Origin of the sequence: Syntrophotalea carbinolica DSM 2380, assembly GCF_000012885.1 — a bacterium.
Classification (GTDB): Bacteria; Desulfobacterota; Desulfuromonadia; order Desulfuromonadales; family Syntrophotaleaceae; genus Syntrophotalea; species Syntrophotalea carbinolica.
Map to the genome: position 1 here is coordinate 897,138 of NC_007498.2, position 13,343 is coordinate 910,480.

Consider the following 13,343-nt stretch of genomic DNA (forward strand, 5'->3'; position numbering starts at 1 on the left):
ATCGCTTTGCATGCGGCTTGTAAATAGCTTTTATGTCGGGCAAAATACGCAATTCACCGGGAAGGAGGCGATATGTTGGTCTTGGGTTTGACGGGTGGCATCGGCAGCGGCAAGAGTATCGTGGCGGAGATGTTTAGAACTCTGGGCGCCAAGGTGGTCAGTGCCGATGATCTGGCCCGGATGATCGTGCAGCCCGGATCGCCGACCCTTGCCCGCATTGCCCGGCGATTCGGGGCTGAGGTACTGTGCGAAGGCGGCGCATTAAACCGGGCATGGCTGGCAAAGAAGATTTTTTCAGACCCTCAGGCGCGTCTGGATCTTGACCGCATAACCCATCCCGCCATTGCCGAACTGGCCCGGCGCCGGTTCGCGGCGTTGGCACAGGCGTCTGCAACGCTTGTTGTTTATGATGCCCCGCTTTTGTTTGAGGCCGGCGCCGATACACAGGTCGATGCCGTGGTTGTGGTGTCGGTTGCCGAGGAGGTTCAGTTGCAACGCCTGATGTTGCGCGACGGTCTTGACGAACAGGCCGCCCGGTCCCGCATGGACTCGCAGATGCCCCTGGACGAGAAGCTAGCGCGTGCCGATTATGTTATCGACAATAATGGTTCGCTGGAGCAAACCAGAGACCAGGTGGTCGCTCTTATGGCGCGGTTGGTTCCGGGCATGAAAGGTCCTGATCCGCACGCGTCAGGAAGCGCTGGATGAGATCGAGCATCGGTTGCCATGACGGGTGGTCCGGAGTGGCCAGTCCGTGGCCGGTTTGCGGGCCGAACATATGGTATTCCTTATCGGGGCTTCCCAGACGAAGAAATAGTTCGTAGCCGCTGTGGGCTTTCACGGTACGGTCGCCCAGGGCGTTGATGGCAAGCGTGGGCGTGGTGATTTGAGGCAGCGCGGCGCGCACGTGACGGATCAATCGGCAGATCTGGTAGACGCCATTGATCGGGCGTCGGTCGTAATAAAAGTCGGTCAGGTGCTCGGGCAACGGGCGCGATTGATAGGTCCGTACGTGACGCAAAATTCCGGTGAAAGGCGCCAGTCGGTGCATCATGGACAGAAAAGGCGACAGCAGAACCAGACTGTCGAGGTTTTGTTCGGCGGCCAGGGCCAGTAAAACCAGGGCGCCGGTGCTTATGCCGATGCTGTGTACCTTGCCGGTTTCCTGTTTCAGTAGGTTGTAGGTCCTGCAGGTCTCTGCAAGCCATTCTTCATAGCGGCGCCGGCAAAGGTCTTCGGGGGTGGTTCCGTGTCCCGGCAAACGTACTGCGGCAACGCTATAGCCTGCCTGGTAAAGAAGGTTCCCCAGGGGACGCATTTCCCATGGCGATGCCGTGAAGCCATGCACAAGCAATATGCCGGGATTGCCCGAAACGCCTGGGCGAAGCCGGAATGCCTGATTCTCCGGGCGCGGCGCAGAAACCGTCTGCTGTTTTTTTTTGGTTCGAGACATGCTGTACCCCGCGATAAGCAACGAGCCGACTTTCATGTCGCAAAATGTAACATGAAAGTCGGCTCGTTATGATCCAGTCATGAACGTACCTGCAGTGGCCACCCTGGTTGTTTTGCCGATGCCCACGGCAGGTTTTGCCTGGTCTGCGTCTTAGCTCTTATGGAAGCCCAGGCGGCTGGAAAGCTCGTCCGCGGCCTTTACCACCAGCGGCATGAGCTCTTTTTCGATGCGCTCATCGGTGAAACGGATCGACGGACCGGAGATGCTCAGGGAGCCGATAATCCGCCGCGTATAGTCGCGGATGGGGGCGGATACACAGCGAACGCCAAGGTCAAGTTCCTCGTTGTCGAGAGCGTAACCCTGCTCCGCAACTTCTTTGAGGTTTTCCTTGAGCTTGTTCCGGTCGGTAATGGTGTACTCGGTGTAGGCTTTGAGATCCTCGGGTAAAATAGCGTCAAGTTCTTCTTCCGACATGTAAGCCAGGTGCACCTTGCCGGCTGCGGTGGCGTATGCGGGCAGTCGCGAACCGACCCGGGAAACGACGCGCACGGTCAGGTGCGTTTCGACCACGTCAAGGTAGACGATATGGCCTTCCTTGAAAATCGCCAGGTAGGACGTTTCGTTGCAATCTTCCACAATACTGTCGAGCACCGGTTTGGCCTGGTGCAGCAAGCCCATTTTTTTGATGAAGGTCTGACCGAGTTCAAGGGATTTGAGTCCCAGTCGGTAGTTTTCGGTAACCTTGTTCTGCTCAATGTATCCCCGGGATTCAAGGGTTGCCAACAGACGGAAGACATTGTTTTTATGCAGTCTCAGACGCTTGCTCAGTTCCGTAACGCCGAGTTCGTCGACATCGTCGCTGTGAAATTGTTCAAGCAGGTCGAGGGCATGCGATACCGCTTGAATCATATACTCGGATTTTTCTTTTTTTGCCATGTTTCGGGTCCCTCTTTAAATTTAAATTTCCGGCAGGAGCCGGTTTGGTAGAAAAATAAGAAAAGTGTATTGTTTTACAGCATCTGTTTAAAAACGCCTGTCGCAGGCACTTTATCGCGGCCTTTTCGCAACGGCGTAAACGAGTGTTTGTTTGAATATAAAATTATGTTTTATAGATGTCAACAGCAACGGTTGAAATGGGTCGGCTTTTTATGCCGGCGGTCCATGCGGCGGCTGACGAATTGTGACGAACGGTTCAGGATAACTGTTTTTTAATGCAAGTGCCAAGCCAAGTTTATGGGGTGCGGCTTTAAACGTCTGTTTTCATGACCTCGTGTAAGACCGTTGTGGCAAAACTGCCCTTGGGCAATGAAAACGACAGCTCCAGTTCGTTGCCTTGCTGGTTGCTGGCTGTTTCGGAGATGGGGATTCTTAACGGCCGCCGCTCGCCTGGCATGGAAAGTCCGGCTCCGAGGCGGAAATCATCCGGTGTAATACCCTCTTTGGCCAGCAGGGCTTGTTCCAGAATGCCGGCCTGCGCCTCCGCCATCATGACCTTGTGGCCGAATAACGGCGCGGTGGGGCTGATTTCAAACCGGTCCGCCCGGGGTTGCTCCAACGCTGCATCCGTGACCAGAAAACAGGCGCCGTTGTCGTGTTTGTAGGCGATGTCGCCTGTCCATAGGGTTTCAAGGCTTTCAAGGCGCATACTGACCAGGCGATCGAACAGGTGCGACTGGTAGGCCGACAGGTAGAGCCGCAGCAGCTTTCCCGGCAGGCGGCGTACGGCTTTTTCGGCGCTGCGGCCTTGACGCAGGCTGCGAACCAGGTTGCGTTCGTTGCGCATGCGCCGGGGCAGGGCCTGTTCGGCTTCTTCCAGGCGGTTTTCGGCATACAAAATGGCGCCCTGACGCCACTCCGGATGGATGATTTTGTCCGGGTCGCCGATGATATGGGCTGCCGCCTGGGAAAAGTTTTTCTGCACAATGGCCTGGCCGATGAGGTGGGAGTTGCCGAGTGCGCCATAGCGTTGCTCGCCGAAAAAGTTGGGGACTCCGGTCATCTGCAGGACATGGAGGATGTCGCGGGCCTTTTCCAGCGCGTCGCTGTCGATATCCCTTATGGTGATGGTGAAGCGATTGCCGGCCAGATGCCCGAGCCTCAGTTTGTTGCGGTGGCGGCGGGCCGATAAAATACGAATATCCTGGAGTTGAAGGGCAAGGGCTTGCTCCGCGGAACAATCGGTTACGGAAATGAACTGTCGGGTGGTGGCCTGGGCGTCTTTAAGCCCGGCATACCCCATGGCGCGCTCGTTGACTTGCAGTGCCCTGGAAAGACGTTTGAGTAATTCGAAGGTTGTCATGCCGCGTTTTTCCACCTCCAGATAGAGGTGTTCGCCTTCGCCGCAGGTCGGATAAAGGGGCAATTCTTCGACCAGGAAATCGTCCGGGCAGGTTTTGATGCTGCCTCCGATACCGGGAAGCTTTGCGGTTAGATAGTTAGCCATTGTTTGCGCTCCAGGCAGTGCGGAAACCTCTGTGGACCGGTTGGGGGGCGGCCGTTTCGCAGGTATGTTGCGGGTTGCGGCGATGGTGTATAAAGTGGATCGACTGACCTTGGGCCAGAAAGCGACGCATGTATTTCGATAGCGGATAACCGGCCATGTCGAGGGCGACGGGTACCGGCAATCTGTTCTCATACCCCTTGATCTGATTCAGGTGGGCGGTGACGGCATGGGCGTAATCGGCGACATCGCTGCTGAAAAACAGCTCTCCGCCCGGTTGCAGGTAATGCAGCAGCGTCTGCAGGAATCGCTCGTTGACCAGGCGCCGTTTGAGGTGGCGTTTTTTCGGCCAGGGGTCCGGGCAGTTGATGTAAACGGCTGCCAGGCTTTCGGTGGCTAAAAACTGCTCCAGCAGGTAGCGCGCCTCGATGCGCATGACGCGTACATTGGTGAGGCGGGCTTGTTCCAGCCTGTTGCAGGTTTTGTTGCAGCCCTTGTTGTATATGTCGATAGCGAGATAGTTTCGTTCCGGCGCGCTACTGGCCAGTTGCGTGACGAAATCCCCGATGCCGCAGCCGATCTCCAGCACCAGGGGGTTCCGGTTGCCGAATACCGCAGCGAAATCTGCCGGCGAAGCCAGGCTCTCTTCTCTGAGGAAATAGGGCGATTTGATTTCAATCATGTGCTGAGTCATGGCTTTGTCCCACGTGTTTTTGGAAAAGTCCTTAGGTTATCTTTTCTGGTGCCGATTGACAAGTTTTTTTTAGCCTTGCTGCCTTTCGGGGCAGCCTCTGTTCCCGAAGGAAAAAGGGTTGTGTTTCAGGGGCTCAGGAGCTAGGCTGAACGGGTCCCCTGCATGTGATCTCTGGTAGGTCTTTTCCCGGCGGATCCGAGGTTTTCATCCCTGTCATATATAAGTCGTCAAGGAGGCTGTTGTGCTTATTGTTATGCATCATACTGCATCTGAAGAGCAGATTCGCGCTGTGGAACAGGCGGTTGCCGCGTTGGGATTAAAAGCCCAGCCGATTCCCGGTGGCGAGAGAACCGCCATCGGCGTGTTGGGTAATCGCGGCTATGTGGATGACACCACGATCCGCGATCTTCCCGGGGTGTTGGAGATTATCCATGTCAGCAAGCCCTATAAAATGGTATCCAGGGATTTTCATCCCATGGCGACGGTGGTGAAGGTCGGTTCGGCTGCGCTGGGGGATGGTGGTCCGCCGGTGGTGATGGCCGGCCCCTGTTCCATTGAAAGCGAAGAGCAGATGATGGCGGCGGCGCACCTGGTCAAGGCGGCCGGGGCGCAGGTTCTGCGCGGCGGAGCCTTTAAACCTCGTACCGGACCTCATTCGTTCCAGGGGTTGGGGGTTGAGGGGCTCAAGATATTGCACGCGGCCGGTCGCGAAGTCGAACTGCCGGTGGTTACCGAAGTGATGCGTATCGAACAGCTTGAAGTGGCGTGCCGTTACGCCGATATGTTGCAGATCGGTGCCCGCAACATGCAGAATTTCGATTTGCTTAAGGAAGTGGGGCGTCTGCGTTGTCCGATTCTTCTCAAACGGGGGATGAGTGCGACCATCGAGGAATTTCTGGCCGCGGCCGAATATATCGTGGCCGAAGGTAACGATCAGGTCGTTCTGTGCGAACGCGGGATCCGCACCTTTGAAACGGCAACCCGCAATACCTTGGATCTGTCGGTCGTTCCGCTGGTCAAAGCCTTGAGCCACCTGCCGATCATCGTCGATCCGAGTCACGCTACCGGTCGGCGTCCGCTGGTGCCGATCATGGCGCGGGCGGCTTTGGCGGCGGGGGCGCATGGATTGATGATTGAGGTGCATCCGTCACCGGACAAGGCGCTTTGCGATGGCGCACAGAGTCTCGACGGGCAGGGTTTTGCACTGCTGATGAAAGAGTTGAGGTTTTTGCAGGATTGCTTTGCGAAACTCAACGATCCTGCTTTTGAGACACAAGTCTGAACAGGGTTATTTCCGGTGGGCACAGGAAACGAATCGGTAGCATGCTGGTGCCCAGTCCGCGGTTGACGTAAAGGGGTACCCCGGCCCATCCCGCTTTGTAGAATCCGGCTACGAAGGATCCGGAATAACGGGGCAGATAGAACGGCGGCAGCAGTGGCAGCCGCACTTGTCCGCCGTGCGTGTGCCCGGCCAGCACCAGGTCGACGTGCTTGTCGAGCAACTGGTGGTTGAAAGCCGGGACATGGGACAACATGACGTTAAGGCGCTTCGGAGAGGCTTCTTTGACGAGCCGGGCGACCTGGTCGGCGGGGGACGGATAGTCGAGGCCCAGGATGGACAGGGGCAGGCCATGGATCCGTACGTCGCGACGTTCGTTGATCAGCAGCGTTACATCCGCCCGGCTGAACTGGCGGCGCAGATTCTCTCCTTCCAGCCGTGCCCAGTACTCCCAGTTGCCCTGCACGGCAAAAATCCCTGCCGGGGCGTGCAGCTGTTGCAAGAATTTCAAAACCCCTGCCAGATTGCGACTCTGTTCGAGATAATCTCCGGTAAGCAGAATGATATCCGGGCGCATTGTACTGACGGTCCGGGCAACCCGTTCAAAATACCCACGCGAGGTGCGTAGGTGCAGATCCGACAGTTGAACCAGGCGCAATTCCTTGCCCTGGGGGATTTTGGCGAGCCGCAGGATGTATTCTTCCATGCTTAAATCCCGGGGTTGGCGCAGCGTGATATCGGCGGTCAGCAGGCCACCCAGCATGACGGCTCCGCCGATCAAAAAACGACGACGGGACAGGGATTTGATGGTTGGTTTGACAGCAGACATAAATTAACCTGGATCAGGACGGCTGCAATGCCGTTGAAAACGTGTACCACAATATGAACGGTGGGGGCAACCGGTCACCTGCCTTATCGAAGGCCCGATCAGAGGTTGTTTGTAATGACGATAGCATATCTTTATCTGCCTGGGGGCGATGCCGCATGAGTGGTCTGGTTGCCGAGGTGGCTGTGGCGGCTCCTTTGGACCGCACTCTTTCCTATCTGGTGCCGGAAGCTCTTGTTTCGAACGCGCGGTGCGGCATGCGCGTACGGGTGCCCCTGGGCCGGCGTACCGCAACGGGGTATGTGCTCGATGTGCAAACGGGCGCGGTGGACGGTCTGAAGCCGGTGATTGAACTGCTCGGTTCCGAGCCTGCTTTCCCGCCGGCGATGGTCGATTTTTTCCGCCGCGCGGCGGCGTATTATCAGTACCCTTTGGGAGAAGTCATCCGTACCGCCTTGCCGGCGGGGTTGTCGGGCGGCAACCATGAGGTGAAAGCTCTTACCGAACGTATCTATCAGGCATCCGAGATGGTCGGCATGCCGCGCGGGCCACGGCAGCGAGAGCTGCTGGACTATCTGAGAGGGGTCGATTGTGTCGCCCGCAGCGAATTGCTGACCGTGTTTCCCAATTGTCAATCGAGTCTGCGGGCGCTTGTGGATCAAGGGTTTGTGCTCGAGGGGCAGAGGGAGCGTCTGCGCGATCCTTTTTCGGATATGACCCTTGCGGCAGACACCTCTGTTGATATGACGGACCGGCAGGCCGAGGTTTTTGCCTCCATCGATGCCGCTCTGCAACAAGGTGGTTTTCAGCCCATGTTGCTGCATGGCGTCACCGGTAGCGGCAAGACCGAAGTGTATCTGCAAGCCATCGAGCAGGTGTTGCGCTCCGGGCGTCAAGCTCTGGTGCTGGTACCCGAAATCGCGTTGACACCGCAACTGGTCAGCCGTTTTCGCGCCCGGTTTGCCGGCGGACGTGCCTCGCTGGCGGTGCTGCACTCGGGTTTGTCTCTGGGGGAGCGTTTTGATGCCTGGCGTAGTGTGGCGCGCGGTGAGGTCGACATTGTCATCGGTGCCCGTTCGGCGGTTTTCGCTCCCCTGCAGCGGTTGGGCATGGTCATTGTCGACGAGGAGCACGAATCGAGCTACAAGCAAGGCGACGGGTTCCGCTATCATGCCCGCGACCTGGCTTTGATGCGGGGGCAGATGGAGCAGGCGCTGGTGTTGCTGGGCAGTGCGACGCCGGCCTTGACGACCTACCACCGTGCCTGCCAGGGGAAAATCGCTTACCTGGAGCTGCCGCAGCGGGTTATGAGTCGCCCCATGCCGGAGGTGGAATTGATCGACCTGACCCAGGATCGTCCCGAGGGGATCCTGGCCCAGGCCTTGAAGGATGCCTTGGTCGCCAATCTGGAACGCGGCGAACAATCCCTGTTGTTGCTTAATCGCCGTGGTTTTGCGCCGTATCTGCTCTGTGCCGATTGCGGTGAGGCCTTGCGCTGTCCGCATTGCGATATCACCCTGACTTTTTACCTGGGGCAAAAGGAGTTGCGGTGCAACTATTGCGATTTCCGCCAGCCTCCCCCCGATCAATGCCCGGCCTGCCAGGGGGCGGATCTGCTGCCGGAGGGGGCCGGAACCGAAAAGCTCGAGCAGGAATTGCAGGAGTTGTTGCCGACGGCGCGCATCGCGCGGATGGATCGGGATACCACCGGACGCAAAGGTGCCCACCAGTCGCTGGTGGCGGCTATGGAGAAACGCGCTATAGATGTGCTGGTGGGCACCCAAATGGTGGCCAAGGGGCTCGATTTTCCGGGGGTGACGCTGGTGGGGGTGGTGCAAGCCGATAATCTGTTGAATCTGCCCGATTTTCGCGCCGCGGAGCGCGCTTTCACGCTGCTGACCCAGGTTGCCGGAAGAGCGGGGCGGGGCGAGCGTCCGGGACGCGTGTTTGTACAGACCTATGCCCATGAACACTTTGCCCTGGACTGCTGCGTGCGGCACGATTATGTCGGTTTTGCCCGGGAGGAGCTGGCGTTGCGGCAGGAGTTGGGGTACCCGCCTTTCGGTTTTCTGGTCAATTGCGTTCTTTCCGGTGCCGTGCGTGAGCAGGTCGAGGCCGCGGCAGAAGCTCTGGTGGCGGAACTTCTGGGCCCGGCGATGGACCTCGGCATCGAGGTTCTCGGCCCGGCACCTTGTCCTTTGGCCCGCTTGCGGGGCAAAAGCCGCTACCAGCTGTTGCTTAAGGCCTCGACGCGCCCACCTTTGCGCCACCTCCTGACCCGCATGCCCGTACTGCGACGGGCTTTGCCCGGCAAGGTGACCATGACCGTCGACGTCGACCCGCTGGATATGCTGTGAGCCGACAGTGTTTTAATCGCCGAACGGCAAATCCATACCCAGTCCCTGTTTTTTAGCCTGTTGCAGCACGTAGGCCGCCAGCATAAGATCCTGGATAGCCATGCCGTGCGATTCAAACAGGCTGATCTGGGTCGGGCTGGTGCGGCCGGGCAGCCGGTCGATAATGATGTCGCCCAGTTCCTGGATCTGCGACCAGCGGATACGACCCTTTTCCAGCAAAGGCAGCAGATCCCCGCATTCGCGGGCAGCCACATCTTTGGCGTCGACCACCACCGGATCGCAACGGCGGATGGTTTTTTCGTCGATTTCGGCCCGAATCAGAGCGTTGCTGCCGACGGCGTTGATGTGACAGCCGGGAGTCAGCCACTCGCTGTCGAATAGTGGCGTTGCGGACGTTGTGACGGTGGTGACAATGTCGCTGTCCCGGACTACCTGCTCCGGATCCTGCGCCGGCAACACCTCGATGTTGAGCTGACGGGCCTGTTCCCGGCAGAACGCTTCCAGGCGTTGACGGTCGCGGGCAAAGACCTTGGCCTGTCGAATCGGCCGTACCGCGCAAAGGGCCGCCAGTTGACCGCGCGCCTGCCAGCCGGCACCGAACAATCCTACAACGCTGGCGTCCGGCCGGCTCAAGTAACGACTGGCGATGCCGCTGGCTGCACCGGTGCGCAGCATCCCCATAAAATTGGCTTCGATAATGGCTTCCAGCCGTCCGGACGTCGCATGGTAAAGATGCACCAAAAAGCGATTCCCCTCGCGGGTTGACGTATAGGCTTTGAAGCCGATGACGTCCAGGCTGTCGACCGCTCCCTGCAAAATGTGCAGTGCACCCTTCTGGACACGGGTGCGCTCCCTGGGGATGTTGACCGCCCGGCCAAGGGCGTGCTGGCGCAGGGCCTCTTCCACGGCTTGCAGCGCCAGTGGCATGTTCGCTATTTGCCGGACGTCGTGCTCGTTTAGAAACAGGGCCATCGGGCCTCTCCTTTGGCAAGAGTTGCGTTGGGTGATCATGAGGGTGCGTTGGGGTGGATGCGATCCCGATGCACAAATTATAGGGGGTTTAGGGTTGTCTTCCAAGCCCAAACCTTGGGTATGTTGCCGCAGCGCGGAGGGCAGCCATGGTGAAGCATGGGGCAAAGTAAGACTATTCAGGTTAAGATTGCCTTGCCCCTGCCAGAAAGTTGCTTTATAGTTATCGGATTCCAGGCTGATGCCAACACTTTTGTATACTTTTGTATGAGTGATTCCGGGGAATAGAGGCGGATAAAAAAGGTGAAAAAAATTCTAGTCGTTGATGACCAGCCGACTATTCGAGCGTTATTGCAGGTCAGTCTGGGAGCTTCCGATCGTAAGATCATCCTTGCCGAAAGCGGCGAGCAGGCCCTTGAGTTCGCCAGGCGTGAATCGCCGGACCTGGTCATCATGGATATTATGATGCCCGGTGGCATGGATGGGTTCGAAACGGTACAGAAGCTGCGCAGCGATCCTGCCATCCCGGATTGCCCGGTTCTGATCCTGACAGCCAAGGATCAGCAGTCCGAGCGCGGCCGCGCGGTTGAAATGAACGTGGACGGGTATTTGTCCAAACCGTTTCGCCTGGATGATTTACGGGGGCAGGTAGGAAAGCTGATTGCTTGATGAGTAGGTTTCCCGGAACCTGTCGGGGCCTTGTTATTTGGATATGTAAACAACCTATTTTGAAGAAGGAGATATCTTTATGAAGAAGGACCTTTTGGAAAAAGGTGCCATTGTTCAGCGTGACCAGGAAACCTTTGCCATCGCACCGCATATTCCTGGTGGGATCACCTCCCCTGAAATTCTGCGCAAGATTGCCGATGTCGCGGAGAAATTCAATGCCAAAGCTTTGAAGCTGACCAGTGCCCAGCGTATTGCCATCGTCGGGATCGACGAGGATAAGCTGGATGAGGTATGGGAGGCTGTCGGCGAAAAACCGGGGGCGGCCATCGGTATGTGCGTCCGTTCGGTTAAAATCTGTCCGGGTACGACCTTCTGCAAGCGTGGCCAGCAGGATTCCGTGGGCGTTGGTTTGGAACTGGATAAGGTGTATCATGGCATGGATCTGCCCTGGAAATTCAAGATCGGCGTTTCCGGCTGTGCCAACGATTGCGGCGAGGCCTGTATCAAGGATCTCGGCCTGATCGGGACCCCTAAAGGTTGGAATGTGATGGTCGGCGGCAACGGTGGCGGTATGCCCCGCCTTTCCCAGAAACTGGTGGAGCATGTGCCCACCGATGAAGAAGCCATTCAGATCGTTGCCAAGGTCGTGGACTGGTTCAAGGCAAACAATCGCAAGGGGCGCATCGGTAAGTTTGTCCAGGAGATGGGTCTGGACGCATTCCGGGCGGAAGTTCTGGGCAAGTAATACAGGTTTTATAGGAAATAACAAAAAACGGGGGAGCTGTGGCTCCCCCGTTTTTTATTTGGAGTGCTTGCGGAACCCGAATGCACCGGGTCAGGCAGTGGTCTCTTCGCGACAGAACTTGTAGCCTTTGCCGCGAACGGTTAAAAAGTGCCTGGGGCGGGCCGGGGTCGGTTCGAAGTATTTTCGCAGCCGCACGATGAAGTTATCCAGGGTGCGTGTTTCCGTGTCGGGTGCCAGTCCCCAGACCGAGGCCAGCAATTTTTCCCGAGTCAGGATGCTGCCCTCATGGTCAAAAAAAATCTGCAACATGCGCACTTCCAGTTCGGTAAGGTCGATGTCGCCACGCGGCGTTTCCGCGCGATGGTCCTGCAGGTATACCGCATTGTCGCCAAAACGGAAGCATTCTTCGGCCGCCGGGGTACTGCGGTACCAGCTGGAACGATTTACCATGCCGCGCACCCGTAGCAGAAACTCGGTGAGGCTGAAAGGCTTGGTCAGGTAGTCATCCGCGCCGGCTTCCAATCCGGCGATGCGATCCTGTTCCTTGCCCAGGGCGGTCAGGATCAGTATCGGCAGGCGTGGATCCTGGGCCCGCAGTTGCTGACAAACTTCCAGGCCGCTAATGCCCGGCAGCATGAGGTCCAGTATAACCAGCAGGCATTGCGACCAGGGGGCCAGTTCCAACGCCTGTTCGCCGGAGCTGACATGGATGACGCGGTATCCCTCTTGCTCCAGATTGAAGATCAGGCCACGGGCGATGTGCAGTTCATCTTCAACCAGTAGAATGTGCGGAGAGATCATGGTGCGCCTCCTGTCGAAGGGTCGAACGTGCGCGGCAGCAGGACGTGCACCGTAGTGCCCTGGTCAACGCCTTTGCTCTCCAGCCACACCTTGCCCTTGTGCCGCCAGGCCAGGGTTTTTACGATGAACAACCCCAGGCCTGAACCGCGAATGGTTTCGCCCTCGTGTCTGCCTCGGTAAAACATGCGAAAAACTTTTTTCTGCTCTTTAAGGGCAATGCCGCGCCCCTGGTCCGTTACACGCAAATGGCAGCGGTGTCTTTCACTGGCCAGTTCCACGCGAATACGGGCGGGGCCGTTGGCGTAAAGTATGGCGTTTTCCAGCAGGTTGCGCAGTATGATCTCTATGGCATGGGGTTCAAAGCGGCAAAACAGATTCGGTTCGATGTCGGCTTCGAGAGAACAGTCCTCGGGCAAGCTGGCCGCTTGTTGTTGCAGGTACTGTTCGATGGTTTCGGAGAGGTTGCCGTGACGCAGGTCCAGACGCGGCCAGCGCTGTTCCAGGCGGTTGGCCGTCAGCAGATTGTCCACCATGTTGTTGAGGCGAACGGTATCGTCCAGCATGGTGTCGAGAAAATCCTGCATTTGGGCCGGGTCGGGTTTTCGCATCCGGATGGTTTCCAGATGCAGTTGCAAGGAGGCGAGGGGAGAGCGTAGTTCGTGGCTGACCTGGGAGATGAATTGTTTTTGGGCCCGATATAGCGAGGTCTGCCGCCGCCAGTAGATAAAGATGACATAAACCCCGGCCAGTATGGCGATCAGCAGGATTAAACCCTCGATGAGCAGCAGCCAGTCGTAACGTCCGAGTAGCAGCTCCGGGTGGTACTTTTCGGCCAGCAGCCTCAGCTTGCGGTGATTCTGCAAAAACCAGGTTACCCAGCACACAACGACCAGCACCCAGGCCAACTGGATGCCGATCAGGGCCATTAACGGATTGATAACGCGACGCCATGTTTTCATGCTCCTTTGTTTACCATCGGTAGCCGCCGGGGACAAGAGAAAAGCAGGCTTGCACTGCTCAATGTAACGGAGGGTTTTACACAAGTATTACATTGGGGGGTGGGGCTTTCTGCTAGTATGATGCACCTGTAAAGGCTATTTTACCCGGCTT

General features: G+C 57.6%; 13 protein-coding genes. 5 read left to right on the plus strand and 8 right to left on the minus strand.

The genetic code is table 11. The annotated features are described in order from the left end of the window. Positions 1–72 precede the first annotated feature (72 nt). On the plus strand, positions 73–708 hold the full coding sequence (gene coaE, locus PCAR_RS04560; RefSeq protein ID WP_011340460.1) for a dephospho-CoA kinase: 636 nt from the start codon (positions 73–75) through the stop codon (positions 706–708). On the opposite strand, the gene PCAR_RS04565 is transcribed toward coaE, so the two are convergent. From PCAR_RS04565 to trmB, 4 genes are all read right to left on the minus strand, one after another. Beyond that, positions 644–1,453 carry an alpha/beta hydrolase gene (locus PCAR_RS04565; RefSeq protein ID WP_011340461.1) on the minus strand — a complete coding sequence of 270 codons (810 nt, stop codon included), beginning with the start codon at positions 1,451–1,453 and terminating at the stop codon, positions 644–646. The genes coaE and PCAR_RS04565 overlap by 65 nt on opposite strands. 150 nt (positions 1,454–1,603) lie before the next feature. After that, positions 1,604–2,389: an IclR family transcriptional regulator gene (locus PCAR_RS04570; protein ID WP_011340462.1), complete on the minus strand. Its 786-nt coding sequence runs from the start codon at positions 2,387–2,389 to the stop codon at positions 1,604–1,606. 310 nt (positions 2,390–2,699) lie between these two features. Continuing rightward, entirely contained in the window at positions 2,700–3,896 is a 1,197-nt protein-coding gene (gene truD / locus PCAR_RS04575; RefSeq protein WP_011340463.1) for a tRNA pseudouridine(13) synthase TruD, read from the minus strand. Continuing rightward, the gene (gene trmB / locus PCAR_RS04580; RefSeq protein WP_011340464.1) at positions 3,889–4,587 is read right to left on the minus strand and encodes a tRNA (guanosine(46)-N7)-methyltransferase TrmB; all 699 of its coding nucleotides are present in this window, start codon (positions 4,585–4,587) and stop codon (positions 3,889–3,891) included. The genes truD and trmB overlap by 8 nt, the downstream gene beginning before the upstream one ends. A gap of 241 nt (positions 4,588–4,828) precedes the next feature. Between trmB and aroF the strand changes: the two genes are divergently transcribed. Then, positions 4,829–5,869, plus strand: coding sequence for a 3-deoxy-7-phosphoheptulonate synthase (aroF, locus tag PCAR_RS04585; protein WP_011340465.1), 1,041 nt, complete (start codon positions 4,829–4,831; stop codon positions 5,867–5,869). Here aroF and PCAR_RS04590 read toward each other — a convergent pair. Continuing rightward, the gene (locus tag PCAR_RS04590; protein ID WP_011340466.1) at positions 5,838–6,695 is read right to left on the minus strand and encodes a metallophosphoesterase; all 858 of its coding nucleotides are present in this window, start codon (positions 6,693–6,695) and stop codon (positions 5,838–5,840) included. The two genes, aroF and PCAR_RS04590, sit on opposite strands and share 32 nt — an antisense overlap. Positions 6,696–6,850: 155 nt before the next feature. Here PCAR_RS04590 and priA point away from each other — a divergent pair, with 155 nt between their 5' ends. Beyond that, a complete protein-coding gene (gene priA / locus PCAR_RS04595; protein WP_011340467.1) occupies positions 6,851–9,049 on the plus strand; it encodes a replication restart helicase PriA in 2,199 nt (732 codons plus the stop codon). A gap of 12 nt (positions 9,050–9,061) precedes the next feature. Here the strand turns inward: priA and PCAR_RS04600 are convergent, their stop codons facing one another. Beyond that, a complete protein-coding gene (locus tag PCAR_RS04600) occupies positions 9,062–10,021 on the minus strand; it encodes an ornithine cyclodeaminase family protein (RefSeq protein WP_011340468.1) in 960 nt (319 codons plus the stop codon). A gap of 300 nt (positions 10,022–10,321) precedes the next feature. Here PCAR_RS04600 and PCAR_RS04605 point away from each other — a divergent pair, with 300 nt between their 5' ends. Together PCAR_RS04605 and PCAR_RS04610 are read left to right on the plus strand one after the other, a co-directional pair. Further along, positions 10,322–10,687: a response regulator gene (locus tag PCAR_RS04605; protein WP_011340469.1), complete on the plus strand. Its 366-nt coding sequence runs from the start codon at positions 10,322–10,324 to the stop codon at positions 10,685–10,687. Positions 10,688–10,766: 79 nt separating this feature from the next. After that, positions 10,767–11,432, plus strand: a complete 666-nt coding sequence (locus PCAR_RS04610; RefSeq protein WP_011340470.1) for an NAD(P)/FAD-dependent oxidoreductase — start codon at positions 10,767–10,769, stop codon at positions 11,430–11,432. A 90-nt stretch (positions 11,433–11,522) separates the two neighbouring features. Here PCAR_RS04610 and PCAR_RS04615 read toward each other — a convergent pair whose 3' ends face one another. Next, positions 11,523–12,233, minus strand: a complete 711-nt coding sequence (locus PCAR_RS04615) for a response regulator transcription factor (RefSeq protein WP_011340471.1) — start codon at positions 12,231–12,233, stop codon at positions 11,523–11,525. Next, entirely contained in the window at positions 12,230–13,192 is a 963-nt protein-coding gene (locus PCAR_RS04620) for a sensor histidine kinase (RefSeq protein ID WP_011340472.1), read from the minus strand. The genes PCAR_RS04615 and PCAR_RS04620 overlap by 4 nt, the downstream gene beginning before the upstream one ends. Positions 13,193–13,343: the final 151 nt, after the last annotated feature.